General features: G+C 72.0%; 18 protein-coding genes and 2 pseudogenes. 5 read left to right on the top strand and 15 right to left on the bottom strand.

Annotated elements, in window-relative coordinates; translation table 11 throughout:
- From GV126_RS23815 to GV126_RS23800, 4 genes are all read right to left on the bottom strand, one after another.
- Positions 1 to 170 (bottom strand): flavodoxin-dependent (E)-4-hydroxy-3-methylbut-2-enyl-diphosphate synthase (locus GV126_RS23815; protein WP_159670296.1); only part of this gene is annotated, 170 nt, incomplete at its 3' end.
- A gap of 171 nt (positions 171 to 341) precedes the next feature.
- Positions 342 to 1,646, bottom strand: coding sequence for a site-2 protease family protein (locus tag GV126_RS23810; RefSeq protein ID WP_159670294.1), 1,305 nt, complete (start codon positions 1,644 to 1,646; stop codon positions 342 to 344).
- Complete coding sequence (gene dxr, locus GV126_RS23805; RefSeq protein ID WP_159670291.1) at positions 1,643 to 2,902, bottom strand: 1-deoxy-D-xylulose-5-phosphate reductoisomerase; 1,260 nt, start codon at positions 2,900 to 2,902, stop codon at positions 1,643 to 1,645. Before dxr ends, GV126_RS23810 begins: the two co-directional genes overlap by 4 nt.
- 113 nt (positions 2,903 to 3,015) lie before the next feature.
- Complete coding sequence (locus tag GV126_RS23800) at positions 3,016 to 4,956, bottom strand: acyl-CoA dehydrogenase family protein (RefSeq protein ID WP_159670289.1); 1,941 nt, start codon at positions 4,954 to 4,956, stop codon at positions 3,016 to 3,018.
- 478 nt (positions 4,957 to 5,434) lie between these two features.
- On the opposite strand from GV126_RS23800, the gene GV126_RS23795 reads away from it, so the two are divergent.
- Together GV126_RS23795 and GV126_RS23790 are read left to right on the top strand one after the other, a co-directional pair.
- Entirely contained in the window at positions 5,435 to 6,448 is a 1,014-nt protein-coding gene (locus GV126_RS23795) for a LacI family DNA-binding transcriptional regulator (protein WP_159670286.1), read from the top strand.
- Positions 6,449 to 6,802: 354 nt separating this feature from the next.
- Positions 6,803 to 7,597: an SDR family NAD(P)-dependent oxidoreductase gene (locus GV126_RS23790; protein WP_159670284.1), complete on the top strand. Its 795-nt coding sequence runs from the start codon at positions 6,803 to 6,805 to the stop codon at positions 7,595 to 7,597.
- 175 nt (positions 7,598 to 7,772) lie between these two features.
- On the opposite strand, the gene GV126_RS23785 is transcribed toward GV126_RS23790, so the two are convergent.
- The 3 genes and pseudogenes from GV126_RS23785 to GV126_RS23775 form a co-directional block, all read right to left on the bottom strand.
- Entirely contained in the window at positions 7,773 to 9,218 is a 1,446-nt protein-coding gene (locus tag GV126_RS23785) for an aldehyde dehydrogenase family protein (protein WP_159670281.1), read from the bottom strand.
- 258 nt (positions 9,219 to 9,476) lie between these two features.
- On the bottom strand, positions 9,477 to 11,150 hold the full coding sequence (locus tag GV126_RS23780) for a PucR family transcriptional regulator (RefSeq protein ID WP_159670279.1): 1,674 nt from the start codon (positions 11,148 to 11,150) through the stop codon (positions 9,477 to 9,479).
- Positions 11,151 to 11,332: 182 nt separating this feature from the next.
- Positions 11,333 to 12,946, bottom strand: a pseudogene (locus GV126_RS23775) (type IV secretory system conjugative DNA transfer family protein); the annotation flags it as partial.
- A 249-nt stretch (positions 12,947 to 13,195) separates the two neighbouring features.
- Between GV126_RS23775 and gabT the strand changes: the two are divergent.
- Together gabT and GV126_RS23765 are read left to right on the top strand one after the other, a co-directional pair.
- On the top strand, positions 13,196 to 14,530 hold the full coding sequence (gene gabT / locus GV126_RS23770; protein ID WP_159670276.1) for a 4-aminobutyrate--2-oxoglutarate transaminase: 1,335 nt from the start codon (positions 13,196 to 13,198) through the stop codon (positions 14,528 to 14,530).
- A 151-nt stretch (positions 14,531 to 14,681) separates the two neighbouring features.
- Positions 14,682 to 15,210 (top strand): annotated as a pseudogene (locus tag GV126_RS23765) (phosphatase PAP2 family protein).
- On the opposite strand, the gene GV126_RS23760 reads toward GV126_RS23765, so the two are convergent.
- The 8 genes from GV126_RS23760 to GV126_RS23725 all read right to left on the bottom strand — a co-directional run bounded on the left by GV126_RS23760 (position 15,149) and on the right by GV126_RS23725 (position 24,963).
- A complete protein-coding gene (locus GV126_RS23760; protein WP_159670270.1) occupies positions 15,149 to 16,996 on the bottom strand; it encodes a chitinase in 1,848 nt (615 codons plus the stop codon). The pseudogene GV126_RS23765 and the gene GV126_RS23760 overlap by 62 nt on opposite strands.
- Before the next feature lie 126 nt (positions 16,997 to 17,122).
- Entirely contained in the window at positions 17,123 to 17,578 is a 456-nt protein-coding gene (locus tag GV126_RS23755; RefSeq protein WP_159670267.1) for a bifunctional DNA primase/polymerase, read from the bottom strand.
- A gap of 122 nt (positions 17,579 to 17,700) precedes the next feature.
- Positions 17,701 to 19,119, bottom strand: coding sequence for an NAD(P)/FAD-dependent oxidoreductase (locus GV126_RS23750; protein ID WP_159670265.1), 1,419 nt, complete (start codon positions 19,117 to 19,119; stop codon positions 17,701 to 17,703).
- A 103-nt stretch (positions 19,120 to 19,222) separates the two neighbouring features.
- Entirely contained in the window at positions 19,223 to 20,023 is an 801-nt protein-coding gene (locus tag GV126_RS23745) for an ABC transporter permease (protein WP_159670263.1), read from the bottom strand.
- Positions 20,024 to 20,953 (bottom strand): ABC transporter permease, encoded by a 930-nt coding sequence (locus tag GV126_RS23740; protein ID WP_159670261.1) that lies wholly within the window; start codon positions 20,951 to 20,953, stop codon positions 20,024 to 20,026.
- The gene (locus GV126_RS23735) at positions 20,953 to 22,119 is read right to left on the bottom strand and encodes an ABC transporter ATP-binding protein (protein ID WP_185947867.1); all 1,167 of its coding nucleotides are present in this window, start codon (positions 22,117 to 22,119) and stop codon (positions 20,953 to 20,955) included. Before GV126_RS23735 ends, GV126_RS23740 begins: the two co-directional genes overlap by 1 nt.
- 5 nt (positions 22,120 to 22,124) lie before the next feature.
- Positions 22,125 to 23,372, bottom strand: coding sequence for a polyamine ABC transporter substrate-binding protein (locus tag GV126_RS23730; protein WP_159670257.1), 1,248 nt, complete (start codon positions 23,370 to 23,372; stop codon positions 22,125 to 22,127).
- A 55-nt stretch (positions 23,373 to 23,427) separates the two neighbouring features.
- Positions 23,428 to 24,963, bottom strand: coding sequence for a gamma-aminobutyraldehyde dehydrogenase (locus tag GV126_RS23725; RefSeq protein WP_159670255.1), 1,536 nt, complete (start codon positions 24,961 to 24,963; stop codon positions 23,428 to 23,430).
- A gap of 218 nt (positions 24,964 to 25,181) precedes the next feature.
- Here GV126_RS23725 and ybiA point away from each other — a divergent pair, with 218 nt between their 5' ends.
- Positions 25,182 to 25,742: a riboflavin biosynthesis intermediates N-glycosidase gene (gene ybiA, locus GV126_RS23720; RefSeq protein ID WP_159670253.1), complete on the top strand. Its 561-nt coding sequence runs from the start codon at positions 25,182 to 25,184 to the stop codon at positions 25,740 to 25,742.
- Positions 25,743 to 25,751 lie beyond the last annotated feature (9 nt).

Here is a 25,751-nt window from a genome sequence, read left to right as displayed (position 1 = left end):
ATCTGCTGCAGCGTCGCCCCGATGTCGGAGGTCCGCGTCGTCGTCATCGACTGCACCGACACCGGCGCGTCCCCACCCACCGCCACCGGCCCGACATGGATCTGACGGCTCTTGCGCCGCTCGGCGAGCTTGGTCGGAACGGACGGCATGCCGAGAGAAATCGCAGTCATCTGCTGTGCAACCCCAAGTCGTGGTTCAAGGTCCGGCCCCGTGCAGCGGCGGGCTCCCAGGCTTCGAGATTACGGCACGCGACCTTGGGCCAGCACATCCCACCCGGTAAACCACTCATTGGTAGGCGGCCGGGCGCCGCGCGCGCCGGCCGCCTGCCCAACGGCGGGTGGTCAGGAGATCTTGACCGGGTTAACGACGTCCGCGATCAGGACCAGGATCGTGAAGCAGATGAACACGCTCGCCACCACGTAGGCCACCGGCATGAGCTTGGCCACGTCGAAGGGGCCCGGGTCCGGGCGGCGCAGCACGCGGGCCAGGTGGCGGCGCAGGGACTCCCACAGGGCGCCGGCGATGTGGCCGCCGTCCAGGGGGAGCAGCGGGAGCATGTTGAACAGGAACAGGGACAGGTTGAAGCCGGCGACCAGCATCAGGGCCATGGCCAGTTGCTGGGTGGCGGGGATGTTCAGGGTGAAGATCTCGCCGCCGACGCGGGCGGCGCCGACCACGCCCATCGGGGAGTCGGGCTGGCGGGGGGCGCCGTCGAAGGCCGCGTCCCACAGGGCGGGGATCTTGCCGGGCAGGCTCGCGATGGAGTCGACGGCCTCGCCCAGGCGGTCGCCCATCCACGTCACGGACTGACCGAAGTCCTGGCGGACGACGCCGGTGGCGGCGCTGAAGCCGAGGAAGCCGGCGTTGACGTACTGGCCCTGGACGATCTGGCCGTGGGAGTCCTTCTTGGCGACCTGGTTGGTGGCGATCTTCGCATGCAGCGTGACGTCGTGGCCGCCGCGCTCGACGACGATCGGCACCTGCTTGCCGGGGTGGGCACGGATGAGGTCGGACAGGCGGTTCCAGTCGTCGGTCTTCACGCCGTCGAAGGAGACGATCTTGTCGCCGGCCTTCAGGCCCGCCGCGGCGGCCGGGGAGGGCGCGTCGGTGCTCTTGCAGGTGTCGCGGTTCTCGCTCTGGGCGATGACGCACTGGGAGACCGAGCTGACCGTGGTGGTCTGCTGGGAGATGCCGAAGCCCATCAGCACGGTGAGGAACAGCGCGACCGCCAGCACGAGGTTCATGAAGGGGCCCGCGAACATCACGATGACCCGCTTCCACGGGGCCCGCGTGTAGAACAGGCGCTTGTCGTCGCCCGGCCCCAGCTCCTCGAAGGCGGCCGAGCGGGCGTCCTCGATCATGCCGCGCCACGGCGAGGTGGAGCGGGCGGTGATCCGGCCGTCGTCGCCGGGCGGGAACATGCCGATCATGCGGATGTAGCCGCCGAACGGGATGGCCTTGATGCCGTACTCCGTCTCGCCCTTCTTCCGCGACCAGATGGTCGGGCCGAAACCGACCATGTACTGCGGCACGCGGATGCCGAAGAGCTTGGCGGTGGACAGATGCCCCAGCTCGTGCCACGCGATGGAGACCAGCAGGCCGATCACGAAGACGACTATGCCGAGGATCATCATCAGTGACGTCATGCACGCGCCTCCGCATTCGCCGTCTGCGCTGTCAGTTCCCGGGCCCGGGCGCGGGCCCAGGTCTCCGCCTCGAGGACGTCCGGCAGGGTCAGCGTAGTTCCCGCACGGGGTGTGCCGTGCTCCTCGACCACTTGTGTCACGGTCTCCATGATCCCGTTGAAGGGCAGCGCGCCGCGCAGGAACGCGTCGACGCACTCCTCGTTGGCGGCGTTGAACACGGCCGGTGCGGTCCCCGCGAGCCGGCCCACATGCCGGGCGAGGCCGACGGAGGGGAAGGCGTCGTCGTCCAGCGGGAAGAACTCCCAGGTCGAGGCCTTGCTCCAGTCGAAGGCGGGGGCGGCGTCGGGGACGCGTTCGGGCCAGCCCAGGCCGATGGCGATGGGGCCGCGCATGTCGGGCGGCGTGGCCTGGGCGAGCGTGGAGCCGTCGGTGAACTCCACCATCGAGTGCACGTAGGACTGCGGGTGCACGACGACCTCGATGCGCTCGAAGGGGATGTCGTACAGCAGGTGCGCCTCGATGACCTCCAGGCCCTTGTTGACGAGGGTGGCGGAGTTGACGGTGATCACCGGGCCCATCGCCCAGGTGGGGTGGGCGAGGGCGTCCTCGACGGTGACGTCCGCCAGGTCGGCCTTGCTGCGGCCCCGGAAGGGTCCGCCGGAGGCGGTGACGACGAGTTTGCGCACATCGGCGCGGGTGCCGGCGGCCAGCGCCTGGAAGAGGGCGGCGTGCTCGGAGTCCACCGGGATGATCTGGCCGGGCTTGGCGAGCGCCTTGACCAGCGGGCCGCCGACGATGAGCGACTCCTTGTTGGCGAGCGCGAGGGTGCGGCCCGCCTCCAGTGCGGCGAGGGTGGGGGCGAGCCCGATGGAGCCGGTGATGCCGTTGAGCACGGTGTGGCAGTCGGAGGCGGCGACCTGGGTGGCCGCGTCGGGCCCGGCGAGGATCTCCGGCAGCGGCTCGCCGCCGTACTCCGCCGCGAGCGCCTCCCGCAGCGCCGGTACGGCGTCCTCGCGGGCCACGGCGACGGTCCGCACGCGGAGCCGGTGCGCCTGCTCGGCGAGCAGACCGACCCGTCCGCCGTTGGCGGACAGCGCGGTCACCCGGAACCGGTCCGGGTTGCGCAGGACGAGGTCGATGGCCTGGGTGCCGATGGACCCGGTGGACCCGAGGACCACCACGTCCTTGGGGCCGTCCCCGCTGACGGGGTCGAAGACGAGGTGCGGGTCGGCGAGAGGGGCTGCACTGTCGCTCATCCCCCCATTGTGGCCGCACCGGCTGTGCGCGAGGACAGCGCGTCCCTCGGGCGGGTGCGCGCCCCGTATGCGCCCGGGGCGCGCGCCCGCGTGCCGTGCCACCGGCAGGGGGCTTACCGGATCGGGCGGTGCACGTTCTCCCGTGCGCTGGGGCCCGGGTGGGCGTCCGCGATCCACGGCCCGTCGTCCGAGGGGTCGATGACGCCCTGCTCCAGCCACGCGTAGGCGCCGCCGAGGACGCCCTTGACGACCTTGCGGTCCACATCGTCGGTGTTGGTCCACAGCCGGTCGAAGAGTTCGGCGACGCGGATGCGGGCCTGGCGGCAGAAGGCGTCGGCGAGCTGGTAGGCCTCGCGGCCGTGCTCGCCGCGGGTGCGCAGCAGCTCGGCGCGCACGCAGGCGGCGCTCATCGCGAACAGCTCCGCCCCGATGTCGACGACACGCCCGAGGAAGCCCTGCTTGGTCTCCATCTTCCCCTGCCAGCGGGACATGGCGTAGAAGGTGGAGCGGGCGAGCTTGCGGGCGTGGCGCTCGACGTAGCGCAGGTGGCCGGAGAGGTCGACGTGGCCCGCCGGGTGGAACTCGGCGTAGGAGCGCGGCAGCTGACCCGGGCCCGCGACGAGCTTGGGCAGCCACTTGGCGTAGAACACGCCCGCGTTCGCGCCCGCCTTCGCCTTGTCCTGAAGGGACTTGTCGGGGTCGATGAGGTCGCCGGCGACGGACAGGTGGGCGTCGACCGCCTCGCGCGCGATGAGCAGGTGCATGATCTCGGTGGAGCCCTCGAAGATGCGGTTGATGCGCAGGTCGCGCAGCATCTGCTCGGCGGGGACGGCGCGTTCGCCGCGGGCGGCCAGCGAGGCGGCGGTCTCGTAGCCGCGCCCGCCGCGGATCTGGACGAGTTCGTCGGCCATCTTCCAGGCCATCTCCGAGCCGTAGAGCTTGGCGAGGGCGGCCTCGATGCGGATGTCGTTGCGGTCCTCGTCGGCCATCTGGGAGGACAGCTCCAGGACGGCCTCCAGGGCGAAGGTGGTGGCCGCGATGAAGGAGATCTTCGCGCCGACCGCCTCGTGCAGCGCGACGGGCTTGCCCCACTGCTCGCGGGCCGCGGACCACTCGCGGGCGATCTTCAGGCACCACTTGCCGGCGCCGGCGCACATCGCGGGCAGCGAGAGCCGGCCGGTGTTGAGGGTGGTCAGGGCGATCTTCAAGCCCTGGCCCTCCTCGCCGATGCGGTGGGCGGCCGGGACGCGGACCCGGTGGAAGCGGGTGACGCCGTTCTCGATGCCGCGCAGGCCCATGAAGGCGTTGCGGTGCTCGACGGTGATGCCCTCGGAGGCCGCCTCGACGACGAAGGCGGTGATGCCGCCGCGGTGCCCCTCGGACTTCGGCACGCGCGCCATGACGACGAGGAGGTCGGCGACCACGCCGTTGGTCGTCCACAGTTTGACGCCGTCGAGGATGTAGTCGTCCCCGTCGGGGACGGCGGAGGTGGCCAGGCGGGCCGGATCGGAGCCGACGTCCGGCTCGGTCAGCAGGAACGCCGAGATGTCGGTGCGGGCGCAGCGCGGCAGGAAGGTGTCCTTCTGCTCCTGGGTGCCGAACAGCTTCAGCGGCTGCGGGACGCCGATCGACTGGTGGGCGGAGAGCAGGGCGCCGATGGCGGGGCTGGCGGAGCCGGCCAGGGCGAGCGCCTTGTTGTAGTAGACCTGCGTCAGACCGAGACCGCCGTACTTGGTGTCGATCTTCATGCCGAGGGCGCCGATCTCCTTCAGGCCGGTGATGACCTCGTCGGGTATCTGCGCGTCGCGTTCGATGCGGGCGGCGTCGACCTTCGTCTCGCAGAAGTCGCGCAGCTTGGCGAGGAACTCCTCGCCGCGCTGGACGTCGTCGTCGGCCGACAGCGGATGCGGATGGATGAGGTCGAGCCGGAAGCGGCCCAGGAACAACTCCTTGGCGAAACTGGGCTTGCGCCAGTCCTGCTCACGAGCGGCCTCCGCCACCTGGCGGGCTTCGCGCTCGGTGACGGTGGGCTTGTTGGTCGTTGGTGCGGACATGAGGCTCACCTCGCCGCGAGAGAGATCTCGGGGGATCTCGCGAATAGGGATCTTGGGGGCGTACGTTACCGACCGGTGCTACCGGTTCGTATGTACCCGATCCGGGGCAGGCCCACCACCCCTGTCGCACGGATACCCGGCCGCCCGCGCCCGCTCGCGCCCACCGTCCGCCGTGGTCCGGGCCCGACGCCGACGCGGCGGCGCGGGCGACGGCACCACGGACCCTGACGGGGCTGAACGGGTGACCTGACGCACGGCCGCCGGCTGCCCCGTCCGACGCGGTGCACGCACGGGAGCCGCACCGCACCGGCAGCGCGCCCGCACCGGTCACATGCCGAGCCGGTCGACCGTGCCAGTCGAAGCGCTTCGAGGGCCCTGGACAGTGCCTGCCTCCTGGGGTTACGGTCGAACGTCCCCACAGGGAGCAAGCCACCCGACCCGCGCTGTCGAAGCGCTTCACCCAGCTTGGAGAGCGGACATGGTCACCCTCGCCGAGGTCGCCCAGCACGCCGGAGTCTCGGCGAGCACGGTGAGCTACGTCCTCAGCGGCAAGCGGTCCATCTCCGCGAGCACCCGGCAGCGGGTCGAACGCAGCATCCGGGAGCTGGGCTACCACCCCAACGCCGGCGCCCGCGCACTGGCCGGCGGCAGGTCGAACATCATCGCCCTCATGATCCCACTGCGCACGGACATGTACGTGCCGGTGATGATGGAGATCGCCATCGCGGTGGCCACCACCGCCCGCACCCACGGCTACGACGTGCTGCTGCTCACCGGCGAGGAGGGCCCCGACGCCGTCCGCCGGGTCACCGGCAGCGGCCTGGCCGACGCGATGATCCTGATGGACGTCCAGCTCGACGACGAGCGCCTGCCGCTGCTGCGCGAGACCCGCCGGCCCAGCGTCCTGATCGGACTGCCCGCCGACACCGCCGGCCTGACCTGCGTGGACCTGGACTGGGGCGCGGCGGGCGCGCTGTGCGTGGAGCACCTGGCGCTGCTCGGGCACCGCGACATCGCCTTCATCGGCGAGGCGCCCGCCGTCTACGAGCGGCACACCGGCTTCGCCGAGCGCACCCTGGACGGCCTGCGCGCCCGGGCGCGGGAGCTGGGGCTGCGCGTGCTGCACCGGCCCTGCGAGGCCGGGTACGACGCGCTGGCGGTCACCGTCGCCCGCATCTTCGACGAACGGCCGGGCACCACGGGCTTCGTCGTGCAGAACGAGTCCGCGGTGGAGCCGTTGCTGGCCCTGCTGCGCCAGCAGGGGCGGGCCGTGCCCGAGGACGTCTCGGTGCTCGCGGTCTGCCCCGAGCAGGTCGCCGCCCAGGCCTCGGTCCGCCTGACCTCGGTCGCCGTGCCCGCCCAGGAGATGGGCCGCAGCGCGGTCGAACTCCTGGCGGCCAAGCTCGACGGCCGCGGCGGCCAGGAGGTGGCCCTCATCGCCCCCGAACTGACGGTCCGCGCCAGCACCGGACCGGCGCCCGCCGCGCCCTGATCCCGGCCCCGCCTCGGCGGGGGCACGATCCCGGGCGCCCGACGCCTCCGGCCGGCGACGGGGTCGAGCGGCCCGGGGGCGCCGGTCGCAGCCCTCCTCCCCCTCCACCACCCACCCGTGCCGTGTGGCCGGCGCCGTGGTGATCGTGGCCCCGCACGCCTGTCCGCGAGCACGTCGGACGACGCGGCCCAGCAGGGGCCGGACCTGCGCGCCGGTCCGGCCTCCGACATCCTGAAGTGAACCCGGTCGCCTCCCCAGCCCCCTTGGACGCGCGAGCGGGACGGGCGCCGCAGGCGCCGGGCACGCACCGCTGCAGCAGTTCCACGCCACGACCCAGACGAGGGGACACCCGTCATGCAGATCGATCTCTCCGGCCGCTCCGCCCTGGTCACCGGCTCCACCCAGGGCATCGGCCAGGCCATCGCCACCGGTCTCGCCCGCGCCGGAGCGCGCGTCGTGGTCAACGGACGCGGTGAGGAGCGCGTCGCGGAGGCCGTCCGCACCGTGCGCGCCGACTCCGGCAGCGACGACGTCAGCGGCGCCACGGGCGACCTGGCGACGGAGCAGGGCGCCGCCGCCGTAGTGGAGGCCGTGCCCTCGGTCGACATCCTCGTCAACAACCTCGGCATCTTCGGCGCCGCCCCCGCGCTGGAGATCGACGACGCAGAGTGGCGCCGCTACTTCGAGGTGAACGTCCTGTCCGCGGTGCGGCTCATCCGCGCCTACCTGCCCGGTATGAAGGAACGGGGCTGGGGGCGCGTCCTGAACCTCGCCAGCGACTCGGCCGTGGTCATCCCCGCCGAGATGATCCACTACGGCATGACGAAGACCTCGCTGCTCGCCGTCAGCCGCGGCTTCGCCAAGGACGCCGCCGGCACCGGCGTCACCGTCAACTCCGTCATCGCCGGCCCCACCCACACCGGTGGAGTCGAGGACTTCGTCCGCGAACTCGTCGGCGAGGAACTCCCCTGGGACGAGGCGCAGCGCGAGTTCATGGTCAAGTACCGTCCACAGTCCCTGCTGCAGCGCCTGATCGAGCCGGAGGAGATCGCCCACCTGGTCGTCTACCTCGCCTCGCCCTACGCCTCGGCCACCACGGGCGGCGCCGTGCGCGTCGACGGCGGTTACGTCGACTCCATCCTGCCCTGAGCCCAGTGTCCGTGACGGGACGTCAGGTCCGGCAAAGCGGTCGCCCAAGACCACAGCGCCTTCGGCGGCCGACCGCTGCGGAGACGAAAACGGCCCGAGCCCCCGCACAATGGGCTCGGGCCGTCGTCCGCGACAGGCCACCGGCCGGACCCCGTGGGGCCCGGCCGGGCGGGCCTTACAGGGCCAGGCCGGTCAGGACCAGGACGCGCTCGTAGGTGTAGTCGTCCATGGCCGAACGCACGCCCTCGCGGCCCACGCCGGACTGCTTGACGCCGCCGTAGGGCATCTGGTCGGCGCGGTAGGACGGCGCGTCGCCGATGACGACACCGCCGACCTCCAGGGCGCGGTGGGCGCGGAAGGCGGTCTGCAGGTCGTGGGTGAACACGCCCGCCTGCAGGCCGAACTTGGAGTCGTTGACGGCGGCGAACGCCTCTGCCTCGCCGTCCACCTTCTGCACGGTCAGGACCGGGCCGAAGACCTCCTCGGTGGCGAGGGTCACGCCGGCCGGGACGTCGGTGAGGACGGTCGGGGCGTAGGTGGCGCCGTCGCGCTTGCCGCCGGTGAGCAGCTTCGCGCCCGCGCCGACCGCCTCCTCGACCCAGGACTCCACGCGCTTGGCGGCGTCCTCGCTGACCAGCGGGCCGACGTCGGTGGACGGGTCGGACGGGTCGCCGGTGCCCTGCGCCTCGACGGCGGCCACGATGCGCGGCAGCAGCCGGTCGTAGACGGCGGCGTCGGCGATCACGCGCTGCACGGAGATGCAGGACTGGCCGGCCTGGTAGTTGGAGAAGGTCGCGATGCGGCTCGCGGCCCAGTCCAGGTCCTCGTCGGAGGAGTAGTCGGCGAGGACGACGGCGGCGGCGTTGCCGCCCAGCTCCAGGGTGCAGTGCTTGTGCGGCACGGACGCCTCGATGGCGTAGCCGACCTTGTCGGAGCCGGTGAAGGAGATGACGGGCAGCCGCTCGTCCTGCACCAGGGCGGGCATCTTGTCGTTGGTGACGGTCAGCACGGACCAGGAACCGGCCGGCAGGTCCGTCTCGGCCAGCAGCTCGCCGAGGATCAGCCCGGACAGCGGGGTGGCCGGGGCCGGCTTGAGGATGATCGGGGCGCCGGCGGCGATGGCCGGGGCGACCTTGTGCGCGCACAGGTTCAGCGGGAAGTTGAACGGCGCGATGCCGAGGACGACGCCCTTGGGGAAGCGGCGGGTGACGGCGAGGCGGCCCTGGCCGCCCGCGTCGGTGTCCAGGCGCTGGGCCTCGCCGCCGTTGAACCGGCGGGCCTCCTCCGCGGCGAAGCGGAACACGGACACCGCGCGCCCGACCTCGCCGCGCGCCCACTTGATCGGCTTGCCGTTCTCGGCGGAGATCAGCTGCGCGATCTCCTCGGTGCGCTCGGCCAGCCGCTTGCTGACGTGGTCCAGGGCGGCGGCGCGCACGTGGGCCGGGGTGGCGGCGAACTCGTCCAGCACGGCGTGCGCGGCGGCCACGGCCTCCTCGACCTGGGCGTCGGTGGGCACGCTGACCTTCCCGACCAGCCGGCCGTCCCACGGGGAGGTGACGTCGAAGGTGTCCTCGCCGGTGGCCTGGCGGCCGGCGAGCCAGAAGGCGTGGGTGGAAGTCATGTGCGAGTCCCGGCCCTTCCGTGCTTGGGGGTGTTGTGCTTGCGCGGACAACGGTAGGGCGCGCGCGGCGCAACGGCGCTTGTCCGTGGTGGAGCAGTGTCGGGTACGGGTGCGCCTGTTTGTCGTACGACCGCGCCTTTCGTCGTACGACCGCGCCTTTCGTCGTGCGACCGCGCGTTCGTCGTGCGTCCGCGGGTTCGTCATACGTCCCCGGTTCGTCGTGCGACCGCGGGGAACGGGCAGGGGTCCGGTCCGTCGCTACGGCTGCTCCGTGGCCGTGGCCTTCAGCGCCAGCCACAGCTCCATCCGCACGTCCGGGTCGTCCAGCGAGCGTCCGAGGATCTCCTCCACCCGCCGCATCCGGTAGCGCAGGGTGTGCCGGTGCACGCCGAGGTCGGCGGCGGCCGCGTCCCACTGGCCGTGGCGCGACAGCCAGGCCCGCAGCGAGGCGACGAGGTCGCCGCGGCCGGTCGCGTCGTGCTCGTACAGCGCCCGCAGCAGTCCGTCCGCGAACGCCCGCACGGCGTCGTCGGCCAGCAGCGGCAGCACGGACCCGGAGGCCAGCTGCTCGTGCTCGACGAGCACCCGGCCGCGCCGCCGGGCCACCGACAGCGCCTGCTCGGCCTGCTTGTACCCGGCGGCGGCCGCGATCGGACCGGCCGGCGCCGACAGGCCCACGACCAGCTCGTCCTCGTCGGCGGGGCGCTGCTCCCGCACGGCCTGGGCGCGGGCCGCCTCCAGCGCGGCGGCGTGCTCGGTGCACGCGGTGACGGCCGCGCCGCCGTCCGCGGCCAGCACCACCAGGCGCTCCCCGTCGGGGACGACGAGGACCGCCTCGCCGGAGCGTGCCGCCGCGGCCTCGACGACCTCGGCGAGCGCGGCGAGCGGGTCGCCCCCGGTGCCGGTGGCGGCCGGTGCGCCGCCGCCGGTGGGCGGGGCGGGCCTGACACGCGCGTGCGCCTCGGCGTGCGCTCGCGCGGCGGACGCCGAGGCGGACTCGGCCACGATCATCCGGAACGGTGCGTCCAGCAGGCCGCCGTACAGGTCGCCGGCGACGGCCCGGGCGTGGTCGGGCTGCCCGGCGAGCAGCATGCGGAGCACGGCGGCGCCGATGCGCTGCTCGGCGGCGTGCAGCGAGCGGGAGCGTTCCGTGGTGAGGGTGAGCAGGGCGATGGCGGAGTGCACGGCGTACCGCTCGGCCGTGCCGAGCGGGGCGGCGGTGCCGACGGCGAGCGCGGCGCGCGGGCGGCGGCTGGTGCCGATGGAGTGCAGTTCGACGCGGTCCTCGGTCTCGGGGCCGCCGACCACCGCGGAGGCGGGCGCGGGTCGCTCGCGCAGCCGTTCGACGTCCGTGGTGAGCCGGGCGGCCCTGCGGCCGGCCCACTCCGGTGCGGTGGCGACGACGGCACCGGAGGCGTCGTAGAGCGCGGCCCAGCCGTCCACCTGGGCGGCGAGCGCGCTCAGCAGGCCCTCGGGACCGGCGTTCAGGGCCTGCTTGGTCAGCTCCCGCTGGGCGGCGAAGCCGGCGGTCACCGCGCGGTACTGGTCGGCGGCGATCGCGGCGGACACCGCCTTGCTGATGGCGAGGAACGGGGTGCGCCGGGGCACCTCCAGCAGCGGCAGGCCCTCCTCCTCCGCGGCCTCGACGAGCGCGGCGGGGATCTCGTCGTAGTTCACCCCGACGGCGAAGCCCAGCCCGACGACTCCGGCCTTGACCAGCCGCTTCACATAGCGGCGCATGGCCTCGGGGTCCTCGGCGTCCAGTTTCAGCGCGGTGATCAGCAGCAGCTCCCCGCCCTCCATGTAGGGCACGGGGTCGGCCAGCTCGCTGACGTGTGCCCAGCGCACGGGCACGTCCAGGCGGTCCGCGCCCGCGCGCACGGTCAGCTTGAGCGCCGAGTGGTGGACGAGCGAGGCGAGCGTCGGGGGCATGAGGCCTTCAGGTCTGCGGAGGGCGGGTGATCGTTGTGATCTTTTGGCCGCCGCGTATGAACGGCCTGTGTCGATTCTGCCTCACTGTACGGTCCCCGGGAGACCGGAATGCGCCGTAGCGGGCCGCCAGCCGCGGGGAGCCGCAAGGATCCTTTTCCCGTCGTCCGGTTCGCCGGTCCCGTTCAGCCGCGCAGGTCGATCAGCAGCGGTGGCGCGTGCTCGCCGCGCACGCTGGTCAGCGACAGCACCGCGTGGCCCGGCGGGACCTCGTGGGCCAGCTGGGAGGCGGACCAGCGCTCCCGCTCGACCTGCTTGGTGGTGACGGCGTCGGTGGTCACCGCCTTGCCGGTGACCACCTTGCGCAGGGCGTGGATGGCCCGGGTCATGGGCTGGTCGGCGAAGACCGTGTGCTTGGCGACCTCCGTGGTCTCCACCCACTCGGTGCCCCAGGCGTGCGCGAACCGGCTGCCGTCCCAGGTGGTGACCCCGGACAGCGCCATCCGGCAGCCGACCGCGCCCAGCAGCGGGCCGTGCAGCGCCTCCGGTACGTCCGCGATCGTGCGCAGCGCCAGGACGACCCCGGCGTTCTGCGCGCGCAGCCGCTGGATGCGGCGCACCGACTCGGGCGTGACGCTCCCGGTGGCGTCGTCGAGGACCAGGCACGCGAAGTGCGGGCGGCGGGTGTCCCGTACGACCGTGTGGAACTGGGCCAGCACCAGGCGGGTGATCAGCCGGGCCGCCTCCTCGTGGCCGCGCTCGGGCAGGTCGATGCGGACCCGCAGCGGATGGTGGGCGACGGCGCGCAGCGAGAACGGCCTGCCGTCGGCGGGGTCCCCGGCGCCGAAGAAGCCGGCGAAGACCGGCCGGTCGAGCAGCGCGAGCCGGTCGGCGAGGACGGGGCCGACGTCGGCCGCGGTGCCGGCCTGCCGCATCCGCGCGTCCAGCTCGCGGCGCATCACGGCGTGCTCGTCGGCCGCCAGGCCCGCCCGCAGCGCCGCCAGCGCGCCCGGATCGCCCTCCAGCAGCTCGCGCAGCACGGGCAGCGACGGGAAACGGCCGTGGAGAGCCCGGTAGGGGCCGAGCAGTTGGGCGAGCGCGGTGGCGGCGCTCTGGGCGGAGACGGTGTCCAGGTCCCCGGCCAGCGCCTCGGCGAGGACGGCGGCCGCCTCGTCGGGGTCGTCGGACTCGGCGTAGGGGTCCAGGTCGTGCACGGAGGCCGGATCGCCGATGCGGACCACCACGTCGTAGGCGCCGTCCTGACCCAGCGGTGTGCCGGCGGCGCAGACCGCGACGACCGCGCAGGCGCCGGTGAGCGCCTGCAGGGCGAGGGATTCGGTGACCGGCTCGACGACGTGCCGGGTCTTGCCCGAGCCGGGCGGGCCGATCACCAGCAGGGAGGTGCCCAGCAGATCCGGGGCCAGGGCCGCGCCGGCGTCGTGGTAGGCGCGCGGGGTCCGCTCGCCCGCCACCCAGCGACCGAGCCGCACCTGGCCCTGGAGCAGGTCGTGCCGGGCGCGCGGGGCGGGCAGGTCGCGGGCGCCGGAGGGGTGGGTCCAGGCGGCGCCGCCGCGCTGCAGCACGGTCTCGGTGAAGCCGGCCAGGCCGCCTTCGCGCCGGGCGCGGTCCCAGGCCCGTTGCACGCGGGCGCAGTCCACGTCGTTCATCCGAGCGCCGGCCACCTCGGCGGTCAGCAGGTCGGCGGCCTGGTACTGCCCGGCGCCCCTGATGCGTACCCTGGGCGTCCTGCGTCCCGTCGTCCATCGCCGTCGCTCCCCGGCCAGCCGTTGCGTCCACCATCAGCGAGTCAATCTAACCCTGGGCAAAGGGGAGTTCACCGGTGACGCGGCGAGCCGCACGCCGTCGCGCCGCCGCGGTGCCCGTCCGGGACCTCCCCTCCCCCACCCCTCTATATCCATCGCGGACAACCGCGATGGCCGACAACGCCCACATGGAGCATGCCCAGCCCCCTTGTGCGGCCCTAGCCTGCACAAAAGAAGGAAAGCGTCCGAAAAACGCCCCCGCACGATCCGACCAGGGAGCCCCCCATGACCGCACTCGAGCAGACGCGTCACGTCGCCACCGCCATCCCCGGCCCGAAGTCGCAGGAGCTGCAGGCCCGCCGGACCGCGGCGGTCGCGCAGGGTGTGGGCTCCACGCTGCCGGTCTTCGTCACGCGCGCGGGCGGCGGCATCATCGAGGACGTCGACGGCAACCGCCTCATCGACTTCGGCTCCGGCATCGCCGTGACCAGCGTCGGCGCCTCCGCCGAGGCCGTGGTGCGCCGTGCTTCCGCGCAGCTCGCCGACTTCACCCACACGTGTTTCATGGTCACGCCGTACGAGGGCTACGTGGCCGTCGCCGAGGCGCTGGCCGAGCTGACGCCGGGCGACCACGCGAAGAAGTCCGCGCTGTTCAACAGCGGCGCCGAGGCCGTCGAGAACGCCGTCAAGATCGCCCGCGCCTACACCAAGCGCCAGGCGGTCGTCGTCTTCGACCACGGCTACCACGGCCGCACCAACCTCACCATGGCGCTGACGGCGAAGAACATGCCGTACAAGCACGGCTTCGGCCCGTTCGCCCCCGAGGTCTACCGCGCCCCGCTGGCCTACGCCTACCGCTGGCCGACCGGCGCGGACAACTGCGGCCCCGAGGCCGCCAAGGCCGCCATCGACCAGATCTCCAAGCAGGTCGGCGCGGAGAACGTGGCCGCGATCATCATCGAGCCGGTGCTCGGCGAGGGCGGCTTCATCGAGCCGGCCAAGGGCTTCCTGCCCGCGATCCGCCAGTTCGCCGCGGACAACGGCATCGTCTTCGTCGCCGACGAGATCCAGTCCGGCTTCTGCCGCACCGGCCAGTGGTTCGCCTGTGAGGACGAGGGCATCGTCCCCGACCTGATCACGACGGCCAAGGGCATCGCCGGTGGCCTCCCGCTCGCCGCGGTCACCGGCCGCGCCGAGATCATGGACGCCGCCCACGCGGGCGGCCTGGGCGGCACCTACGGCGGCAACCCGGTCGCCTGCGCGGGCGCGCTCGGCGCGATCGAGACGATGAAGGAGCTGGACCTCAACGCCAAGGCGAAGCGGATCGAGGAGGTCATGAAGGGCCGCCTGACCGCGATGCAGGAGAAGTTCGACGTCATCGGTGACGTCCGCGGCCGCGGCGCCATGATCGCCATCGAGCTGGTCAAGGACCGTACGACCAAGGAGCCGAACCCGGAGGCCACGGCCGCGCTCGCCAAGGCCTGCCACGCCGAGGGCCTGCTCGTGCTCACCTGCGGCACCTACGGCAACGTGCTCCGCTTCCTGCCCCCGCTGGTGATCGGCGAGGACCTGCTGAACGAGGGCCTGGACATCATCGAGCAGGCGTTCGCGCGCATCTGAGCACCGGATTCGCACATCCGGCGGAACCGGAAGCAGAGCATGTGAAGAAGGTGTGGGAGGAGGATGGCAGGACGCCGATCCGGCTGTCCTTCCCCCTTCCGCTGCCGTAGGTTCTCTCCCAGATGAGAGATACACCCGCTCACGGGAAACCGTGGGCGACATCAGGCCGTGGCCTCCCCAGCTTCGACCTGGTACGTGCCTCGCGCACACAACCGGAGCCCCCGGGCTCCGGGTCTCCTCACCGATCGGACGTGCGGTGGTGGTGGGGGGCGCCGGGGGCCGCCGCGGTGCTGATGGCGGTGCTGCCCGCCGTCGTCGTGCCGCTGAAGGACTGGACCCACCGGGGCGGGACCTCCGTCATGCCGCCGGGTGACGGGTACTTCCCCTCCGGGCACACCGCGACGGCCGCCGTCGCCTACGGGGCGGCCGCGCTGGTGCTGCTGCCCTGGGTGCGCTCGCGGCGCGCGCGGGGGGCGGTCGTGGCGGTGTGGGGTGTGCTCGTGCTCGCGGTCTCCTACGGGCTGGTGCGGCGCGGGTACCACTGGCCACTGGACGTCGTGGCCAGTTGGTGTCTGTCCCTGGTGTTGCTGACCCTGCTGTTCCTGACGCTGGGGCCGCTCAGCCGAAGTACGTGTCGAAGGTCCGCTGGAACTGCCAGTCGCCGTACCGGTCCCAGTTGATCGACCAGGTCATCACGCCGCGCAGGTCCGGCCACGTGCCGTGGGGGGTGTACGCGCCGCAGTTCGTCCTCTTGGTGAGGCAGTCCAGGGTCCTGGTGACCTCCGCCGGAGGCACGTAGCCGTTGCCCGCCTGGGTGGAGGCCGGCATACCGATGGCGACCTGGTCGGGGCGCAGGGGCGGGAAGACGTTCGCCGGGTCGCCGGCCACCGTGAAGCCCGTCAGGAGCATGTCGGTCATGGCGATGTGGAAGTCGGCGCCGCCCATCGAGTGGTACTGGTCGTCCAGGCCCATGATCGGCCCCGAGTTGTAGTCCTGGACGTGCAGCAGGGTCAGGTCGTCGCGCAGGGCGTGGATCACCGGCAGGTAGGCGCCGCAGCGCGGGTCCTGGCCGCCCCACTTGCCGGTGCCGTAGTACTGGTGGCCCATCTGGACGAAGAAGGTCTCGGGGGCCATCGTCAGGACGAACTTCTCGCCGTACTTCGCCTTGAGGGTCTTCAGGGCCGAGATCAGGTTGACGATCACCGGTGTGGTGGGGTTCTTGAAGTCCGTGTCGTTCGCGTTCAGGGACAGCGAGTGGCCCTCGAAGTCGATGTCCAGGCCGTCCAGGCCGTACTCGTCGATGATCTTCGACACCGACGTGACGAACGTGTCCCTCGCCGCCGTCGTGGTCAGCTGGACCTGGCCGTTCTGGCCGCCGATGGAGATCAGCACCTTCTTGCCGGCCGCCTGCTTGGCCTTGACGGCCGCCTTGAAGTCGGCGTCCGACTCGGCGTTCGGGCACTGGGTGACCGGGCAGCGGGTGAAACGTATGTCGCCGGAGGTGACCGAGGTGGGCTCGCCGAAGGCCAGGTCGATGACGTCCCAGCTGTCGGGGACGTCGGCCAGGCGGGTGTAGCCGGAGCCGTTGGCGAAGCTCGCGTGGAGGTAGCCGACCAGGGCGTGCGGGGGCAGGCCGGACGTGCCGCCGCCGGGGCCGCCCGGGCCGGTGGAGTCGGCCGGTGTCGTCGCCGTCGCGGCCGCCGACCTCGGCGACTCGCCGGCCCCGTTGACCGCGGTGACCTCGAAGCGGTACGCCGTGGCGGGCGACAGGCCCGTGATCGTCGCGGAGGGTGTCGTGGTCGTGAGCGCCTTCATCCCGTCCCGGTAGACCGCGTAGCTCGTCGCGTCCGTCACCGGTGACCAGGTCAGGGCCACGCTGGTGGCGGTGACCGTGCCGGTTCTCAGGCCCGTGGGGGCGGCGGGCGGCTGCGGGGCGGGGGTGCCGACCGGTCCGGTGAGGGAGATGTCGTCGGCGTAGTAGGTGCCCGTCCCGTACCAGCCGTGGGTGTGGATCGTCACCTCGGTCGTGTCGGCACCGGTGCGGAAGGTGGTCGTCAGCTGCTGCCAGTCGGGGGCGGACCCGGTCCAGGTGGAGACGTCGGTGGTGCCCGTGCCGCTCGCGCCGAGGTAGACGTATGCGCCGCGGACGTAACCGGACAGCGTGTACGCGGAGTTCGGCCGCACGGACACCGTCTGCGCGCACTGGGCGTTGTCGCTGCCCGCCGGGGTGGCGCGCAGCGCTGAGGTGCCGCTGTGCACGGGAGCGGTGACCGTCGCGCCGTCGGCGGCCGTGCAGGTCCAGCCGTCCAGGCCGGACTCGAAGCCGCCGTTGCGCACGAGGTCGGCGTCGGCCGCGCGGGCGGCCGACGACAGGGCGGTCAGACCGGGCACGGCCAGCAGGCCGGCCGTGAGCACGGCGAGCAGCCGGTGCCGACGCGTGCGAGGTCCGGGTCGGGAGCGATCCACAAGTGCCTCCGGGCCGTGGGGAGTTGGAGGGGTGGAGCGCGCCCAATGTGGTCCAGACCAATAGGGTTGTCAAGAGCCGGCGTCACGACCCGGTGGACCGGATGCGGTGCTGCCGCGTGTCCCGGTTCAGCCGTCGTCCTCCCGCCGCGCCGCCAGCGCCGCCGCCTCGTGCATCGCCAGCTCCAGCAAGGCCGGGTCGGTGAGGGTGCCCGAGCCGTCCGGGGGGACGAGCCAGCGAACCGTTCCGGCGGACCGGTCGGGATACGGCACGACGATCCAGGTGCCGTGTCCCGCGCCGCGCACCCCGGTGCCCACCCAGCGGGCCGCCGTGCCCGGCGGCACCAGGAAGCCCAGCCGGGCGTCACCGGAACCGGCCAGGACCGGGCCGAGCCGGTCCAGGACGCGGGAGAGGACGTCGAGTGTGGGGTAGCCGAGTGCGCCCGGCAGGAACAGCACGTCCCACGCCTTGCCGGCGGGCAGCAGGGCGACCGACTTCGGGTCGCGTTCCCACTGCCGCCTGCAGGCCCGGGGGTCGGGTGCCACGGACGCCAGCCACGCCAGCGCCGACCTGGTCCCCGTCATGAGTGAACCTCCCTCTTCGCCATGGGCGCACGGTGCGCCACGAGGGAGAGGGAGGTCGCCGCTCAGGCATTACGCGGATCGCGGCCCCTCGTTGGAGTGAACCGGATCACAGCCTCCGCCGCTCAGCTGTCGAAGCCGAGGCCCAGCCGGTCCATGGTGCGCAGCCACAGGTTGCGCCGGCCGCCGTGCGCGTCGGCCCGGGCCAGTGACCACTTGGTGAGCGCGATGCCGGTCCAGGCGAAGGGCTCGGGCGGGAAGGGGACGGGCTTCTTGCGCACCATCTCCAGTTCGGTGCGCTCGGTGCGCTCCCCCGCCAGCAGGTCGAGCATCACCTCGGCGCCGAAGCGGGTCGCGCCGACGCCCAGGCCCGTGTAGCCGGCCGCGTACGCCACCTTGCCCTGGTGGGCGGTGCCGAAGAACGCCGAGAAACGCGAGCAGGTGTCGATCGCGCCGCCCCAGGCGTGGGTGAAGCGCACGCCCTCCAGCTGCGGGAAGCAGGTGAAGAAGTGCCCGGCGAGCTTGGCGTACGTCTCGGGGCGGTCGTCGTACTCGGCGCGCACCCGGCCGCCGTAGTGGTGGACGGCGTCGTAGCCGCCCCACAGGATGCGGTGGTCGGCGGTGAGGCGGAAGTAGTGGAACTGGTTGGCGCTGTCGCCGAAACCCTGGCGGGTGTGCCAGCCGATCGACGCCAGCTGCCCGTCGGTGAGCGGCTCGGGCATCAGCGCGGAGTCGTACACCGGGACCGTGTACGGGCGCACGCGCCCGATCAGGTTGGGGAAGACGTTGGTGCCGAGGGCGACCCGGCGGGCGCGGACCTGGCCGTAGGGGGTGCGGGCGGCCATGCCGGCGCCGTACGGCTTCAGGGACAGGGCGGGGGTGTGCTCGTAGACGCGCACGCCGAGGCCGATGCAGGCCCGCTTCAGGCCCCAGACGAGCTTGGCCGGATGGAGCATGGCCACGCCGCGGCGGTCCCACAGGCCGGCCTCGAAGGTGGGCGAGGCGACCTGCTCGCGCACCGCATCCCGGTCCAGGAACTCGATGCCCTCGGCCAGGCCCTTGTCCTTCAGTTCCGCGTACCACTCCTCCAGCTCCCAGGCCTGGTACGGCTCGGTGGCGACGTCGATCTCGCCGGTGCGCTCGAACTCGCAGTCGATCCCGTGGCGGGCGACCGCCTCCTCGATGGCGTCGAGGTTGCGGACGCCCAGTTCCTCCAGCTTGTGGATCTCCTGCGGCCAGCGGGCGAGGCCGTTGGCCAGGCCGTGGGTGAGGGAGGCGGCGCAGAAGCCGCCGTTGCGGCCGGAGGCGGCCCAGCCCGCCTCCCGGCCCTCCACCAGCACCACGTCCGTGTCCGGGTCGCGCTCCTTGGCGATCAGCGCGGTCCACAGTCCGCTGTAGCCACCGCCCACGACCAGCAGGTCGCAGGTCTCCGCGCCGGTCAGGGCGGGCTCGGGGCGGGGGCGGCCGGGGTCGTCGAGCCAGTACGGGACCGGCTGGGCCTCACAGAGCGACTTCGTCCAACGGGTCATGGCGCTCGGGGCCATGATTTCAACTCCCTACAGAGTTATCCGAGTGGTGCCTCGTCGAGCGGATGATGCCTTGTCGATCGGGTGGTGCTTCGTCAATCGGACGGCAATCGCGTGCCGTTCATGCCTGGCGCCGGTTGCGGCGGTTTCCGACGGCCATGGCGGCCAGCACGAACAGTACGGCGATGACGAACATGGCCGTACCGATGACATTGATCTGGACGGGTGTGCCGCGCTGCGCCGAACCCCACACGAACATGGGGAAGGTGACCGTCGAGCCCGCGTTGAAATTGGTGATGATGAAATCGTCGAAGGACAGCGCGAAGGCGAGCAGCGCGCCCGCGGCGATTCCGGGTGCCGCGATGGGCAGCGTGACCCTCAGGAACGTCTGCGCCGGCCCGGCGTAGAGGTCCTGCGCGGCCTGCTCCAGGCGCGGGTCCATCGACATCACGCGGGCCTTGACGGCGGTGACGACGAAGCTGAGGCAGAACATGATGTGGGCGATGAGGATCGTCCAGAAGCCCAGCTGGGCGCCCATGTTGAGGAACAGGGTGAGCAGGGAGGCGGCCATGACGACCTCGGGCATCGCCATCGGCAGGAAGATCAGCGAGTTGACGGCGCCGCGTGCGCGGAAGCGGTAGCGGACCAGCGCGAAGGCGATCATCGTGCCCAGGACGGTGGCGCCGAGCGTCGCCCAGACGGCGATCTGCAGGCTGAGCGAGAGCGAACCGCACATGTCGGCGACGCCGCACGGGTGTTTCCAGGCGTCGGTGGAGAACTGCTGCCACTCGTAGTTGAAACGGCCCTTGGGTTTGTTGAAGGAGAAGACCGTGACGACGATGTTCGGCAGCAGCAGGTATGCGAGCGTCAGCAGTCCGGCGATGACGACGAGATGGCGCTTGAGCCAGGTGACGAAGGGCATTTAGACCAGATCCTCCGTCCCGGACCTGCGGATGTAGACGGTGACCATGAGGAGAATGGCGGCCATGAGGATGAAGGACAGGGCCGCGGCCGTCGGATAGTCGAGGATCCGCAGGAACTGCGTCTGGATGACGTTGCCGACCATGCGGGTGTCGGTGGAGCCGAGCAGGTCGGCGTTGACGTAGTCGCCGGCCGCCGGGATGAAGGTCAGCAGGGTGCCCGAGACCACGCCCGGCATGGACAGCGGGAAGGTGACCTTGCGGAAGGTGGTGAAGGGCTTGGCGTACAGGTCGCCCGCCGCCTCGTGCAGCCGCCCGTCGATCCGCTCCAGCGAGGTGTACAGCGGCAGGATCATGAACGGCAGGAAGTTGTACGTCAGACCGCACACCACCGCCAGCGGGGTGGCCAGCACCCGGTCGCCGGAGGTCCAGCCGAGCCAGTTGGTCACGTCCAGGACGTGCAGGGTGTTCAGGGCGCCGACGACCGGGCCGCCGTCGGCGAGGATCGTCTTCCAGGCCAGGGTGCGGATCAGGAAGCTGGTGAAGAACGGCGCGATCACCAGGATCATGATCAGGTTGCGCCAGCGGCCGGCGCGGAAGGCGATCAGATAGGCCAGCGGATAGCCGAGCAGCAGACACAGGATCGTCGAAGCGGCCGCGTACAGCACGGAACGCAGGAACTGCGGCCAGTACTCCGACAGCGCGTCCCAGTAGGTCGCGAAGTGCCAGGTGACCTTGTAGCCCTGCTCCAGGGAACCGGTCTGCACGGACGTGGACGCCTGGTAGATCATCGGCAGGGCGAAGAAGACGACCAGCCACAGGATGCCGGGCAGCAGCAGCCAGTACGGGGTCAGGCGGCCCCGTCTGCGCGGCGGCTTGTTCTGGGGGGCGGTGGGCGCGAGCGGTGGCGGCGCCTCGGTGACGGCTGCCATCAGGCGGCTTCCTCCTCGACACTCTCCACGCCCGCGTCGATGTCCTGGGTGGCGTCGAGACCGAAGGTGTGCGCCGGGTTCCAGTGCACGACGACCTCGGTGCCGGGCACCAGGCGCGGGTCGCGGTCGATGTTCTGGGCGTACACCTCGAAGTCGGGGCAGACGGGGCTGTCGATGACGTACTGGGTGGACACGCCGATGAAGCTGGAGTCGGCGATGCGGCCGGTGATGCGGTTGCGGCCCGCGGGGATCGCGCCCGCGTCGTCGGCGTGGGTGAGGGAGACCTTCTCGGGGCGCACGCCGACGAGCACCTTCCCGCCGGTGGTGGTGGGGGCGGAACATCGCGCGGCGGGCAGCACGAGCTTGCCGCCGCCCGCCTTCACGACGATCTCCTCGCCGCTGTGGGCGTCGATCTCCGCCTCGACGAAGTTGGAGGTGCCGAGGAAGTTGGCGACGAACGTGGTGCGCGGGTTCTCGTACAGGTCGGTGGGTGTGCCCAGTTGCTCGACCCGGCCGGCGTTCATCACCGCGACGGTGTCGGCCATGGTCATGGCCTCCTCCTGGTCGTGGGTGACGTGGACGAAGGTGATGCCGACCTCGGTCTGGATGCGCTTGAGCTCCAGCTGCATCTGGCGGCGCAGCTTCAGGTCCATGGCGCCCAGCGGCTCGTCGAGCAGCAGCACCTTGGGGTGGTTGATCAGCGCGCGGGCCACGGCGACGCGCTGCTGCTGGCCGCCGGAGAGCTGGTGCGGCTTCTTGCGGGCCTGTTCGCCGAGCTGCACCAGCTCCAGCATCTCCTCGACCTGCTTCTTCACGCCCTTGATGCCGCGCCGGCGCAGACCGAAGGCGACGTTCTCGAAGATGTCCAGGTGCGGGAAGAGGGCGTAGGACTGGAAGACGGTGTTCACCGGCCGCTTGTACGGCGGCAGGTGGGTCACGTCCTGGTCGCCGAGGTGGACGGTGCCCTCGCTGGGCTCCTCCAGGCCGGCGATCATCCGCAGGGTGGTGGTCTTGCCGCAACCGGAGGCGCCGAGCAGGGCGAAGAAGGAGCCCTGCGGCACGGTCAGGTCCAGCGGGTGCACCGCGGTGAAGGCGCCGTAGCGCTTGCTGATGCCGGTCAGGCGGACGTCGCCGCCGTGGTCCGTCGTCTCTGGTGTGGTCTTCATCGTCGTCACGCCCCTGTGAGCTTCGCGAACTTCTCTTCGTAGGCGGCCTCTTCCTTCTCGCCGAGCATGCGGAAGGTGTGGGACCTGGCGGCCGTGGCCTTGTCGGGGAGGATCAGCGGATTGTCCGCCGCCGCCTTGTCGATCTTCGCAAGGTAGGGCTTCACGCCGTCGACCGGAGACACGTAGTAGGTGTAGGCGGCGAGCGCCGCGGCCTGCTCGGGCCGGTAGTAGAAGTCGATGAGCCGCTCGGCGTTCGCCTTGTGCCGGGCCTTGTTCGGCACCAGCAGGCAGTCGGTGGAGGTGAGGTAACCGGCGTCCGGGATGAGGTAGTCGACGTCCGGGTTGTCCGCCTGGAGCTGGACGACGTCGCCGCCCCATGCCAGGCAGGCGGCCAGGTCGCCCTTGGTGAGGTCGGAGGTGTAGTCGTTGCCGGTGAAGCGGCGGATCTGGCCCTTGTCGACGGCCTTCTGGATGCGGGCGATCGCCGCGTCGTAGTCGTCGGCGGTGACCTTCTCCGGGTCCTTGCCCATGTCGAGCAGCGTCATGCCGATGCTGTCGCGCATCTCGGACAGCATGCCCACCCGGCCCTTGAGCCTGGGGTTGTCGAGCAGGTCGGAGACCGACTTCACCTCGATGCCGTCCAGCGCCTTCTTGTTGAAGGCGACGACCGTGGAGACGCCCTGCCAGGGGTAGGAGTAGGCGTGCCCCGGGTCCCACTGCGGGGCGCGGAACTGCCCGGCCAGGTTGGCGAAGGCGTGCGGCAGGTTCGACGGGTCGAGTTTCTGCACCCAGCCCAGGCGGATCACCCGCGCGGCCAGCCAGTCGGTGAGGACGATGAGGTCCCGGCCGGTGTCCTGGCCGGCGGCGAGCTGCGGCTTGATCTTGCCGAAGAACTCGTTGTTGTCGTTGATGTCCTCGGTGTATTTGACCTGGATGCCGGTCTGCCGGGCGAACGTCTCCAGTGTGGGGTGGTGCTTGCCGCTGTCGTCCACGTCGATGTACTCGGGCCAGTTGGAGAAGTCGACGACCTTCTCCTTCGCCGAGTGGTCCGCGGAGGCGCTGCCGCCCTGGGTCCTGCCCGCCGCGGGGATCCCGCAGGCGGACAGCGTGCCGAGTCCGCCGACGGCGAGCGCGCCGCCCGCCGAGGCGCGCAGCAGCGAACGGCGGGTGAGGGCGGCCCGTCCGCCGCGCAGACCGCGCCGTAGGGCGGCGACGGGGGCCTCGGTGCGGCGTTCGGGCTCGTACTGCTCCATGCGCGTGGTGCCCTTTCGTCAGGGTTCGGCCTGGTCACGGGCCAAAGGGAAGTGGCTATCGGTCCCCGAAGATCGTGCGGTGCCAGTCCTTGCGGGCCACCGCGGTGTTGTCGAACATGACGTGCTTGATCTGGGTGTACTCCTCGAAGGAGTAGGCGGACATGTCCTTGCCGAAGCCGGAGGCCTTGTAGCCGCCGTGCGGCATCTCGCTGATGATCGGGATGTGGTCGTTGACCCACACGCACCCGGCCTTGATCTCGCGGGTGGCCCGGCCCGCCCGGTACACGTCGCGGGTCCAGGCGGAGGCGGCCAGGCCGTACGGGGTGTCGTTGGCCAGGCGGATGCCCTCGTCGTCGGTGTCGAACGGCAGGACGACCAGCACCGGGCCGAAGATCTCCGACTGGACGATCTCGCTGTCCTGCGCGGCGTCCGCGACGAGGGTCGGCCGGTAGTAGGCGCCCTTGGCGAGGTCCCCGCCGGGCGCCTCGCCGCCGGTGACCACGCGTGCGTAGGCGCGCGCCCGGTCGACGAAGCCGGCCACGCGGTCGCGCTGGGCGTGGGAGATCAGCGGGCCGAGGTCGGTGCCGGGGGCGAACGGGTCGCCGAGGCGGACGCTCTCCATGAGCGCCGCGGTCCGCCGCACGAACTCCTCGTAGCGGGGGCGCTGCACGTAGGCGCGGGTGGCGGCCGTGCAGTCCTGGCCGGTGTTGATGAGCGCGCCCGCTACGGCGCCCTCGACGGCCGCGTCCAGGTCGGCGTCGTCGAAGACGACGAAGGGCGCCTTGCCGCCCAGCTCCAGGTGCAGGCGCTTGACGGTCGCGGTGGCGATCTCGGCGACCCGCTTGCCGACGGCGGTGGAGCCGGTGAAGGAGGTCATGGCCACGTCGGGGTGGCCGACCAGGTGCTCGCCGGCCTCCCGGCCGGTGCCGGTGACGATGTTGATCACGCCGTCCGGGATGCCCGCGTCCGTGGCGGCGCGGGCGAACATCAGCGAGGTGAGCGGGGTGAGTTCGGCGGGTTTGAGCACGATGGTGTTGCCCGCGGCGACGGCCGGGAGGATCTTCCAGGCGGCCATCTGCAGCGGGTAGTTCCACGGCGCGATGGAGCCGACGACGCCGATGGGCTCGCGGCGGACGTAGGAGGTGTGGTCGCCGGAGTACTCGCCGGCCGACTGCCCCTGCAGGTGCCGGGCGGCCCCGGCGAAGAAGGCGGTGTTGTCGACGGTGCCGGGGACGTCGAACTCCCGGGACAGCTTCAAGGGTTTGCCGCACTGGAGCGACTCGGCGCGGGCGAAGTCCTCGGCGCGCTCGGCGAGGACGGTGGCGAAGCGGTGCAGCGCGTCCGAGCGCTCGCCGGGCGTGGCACCGGCCCAGCCGGGGAAGGCGGCGCGGGCGGCGGCGACCGCCGCGTCGACGTCTGCCGTGCCGGCCAGTTCACAGGTGGCGACCTCCTCGCCGGTGGCGGGATCGACGACCGCGTGGCGGCGGCCCGAGGTGCCCTTGGTCTGCCGTCCGGCGACGTACTGCGCGCCGTCCGCGAGGAGGTCCTGCGCGGGGAATCGTTCCGGGGTGGCGGTGCCCGGGTTGTGCATGTCGCTCTCCTCCGCCGTCGCCCCGCTCCCCGCTGCTGACGGGGGCGGGTGGCGTGGCTCCAGCTCGATTTGAGTGCCGATCCTGACAGAGCACAGGGGCGCCAACAAGTGATTCCGTTGTTGCCTTTTGGTTACGCGACGGAATCTGTCGACCAGGTGTCGAGTCGACACCGAAAAGGCAGGACGGAGTGTCAGTGGCGCGTGCCACACTCGCGTGCATGGGAAAGATCGACTCCAGGGAAGCCCTGGTCAGAGAGGTCCGTGCGGGGAGGACGATCAGGTACCTCTGCTTCTGGGGACACCGGCCGCGGCGGGACGGGCAGGTGGGCGCGAGCTGTCTGAGCCAGTGGTGGCCGGCGCCGTTCACCGTGGACGGGGTGACCTACGCGACCGCGGAGCACTGGATGATGGCCGGCAAGGCACGGCTGTTCGGCGACGCGGAGGCGGAGCGGCAGGTGCTGGCCGCCGGGCACCCGGCCGAGGCGAAGAAGGCGGGACGGCTCGTGCGCGGCTTCGACGAGGAGACATGGGCGCGGGAGCGCTACGGGATCGTGATCGAGGGCAGCGTCCACAAGTTCGCCGCGCACCCCGAGCTGCGGGAGTTCCTGCTGAACACCGGGGAGAAGGTGCTGGTGGAGGCCAGCCCGGTGGACCGGGTGTGGGGCATCGGACTGGCCGCCGACGACGAGGCGGCCACGGACCCCGAGCGCTGGAAGGGCCCGAACCTGCTGGGCTTCGCCTTGATGGAGGCCCGGGAGCGGCTGCGGGCGGGGGCGTAGGGCCTGGAG

This window comes from Streptomyces mexicanus, from assembly GCF_902506575.1.
In the GTDB taxonomy this organism is placed as follows: domain Bacteria; phylum Actinomycetota; class Actinomycetes; order Streptomycetales; family Streptomycetaceae; genus Streptomyces; species Streptomyces mexicanus.
Note: the sequence above shows the minus strand (reverse complement) of the source record. Positions and strands in the feature narration are given on the sequence as shown.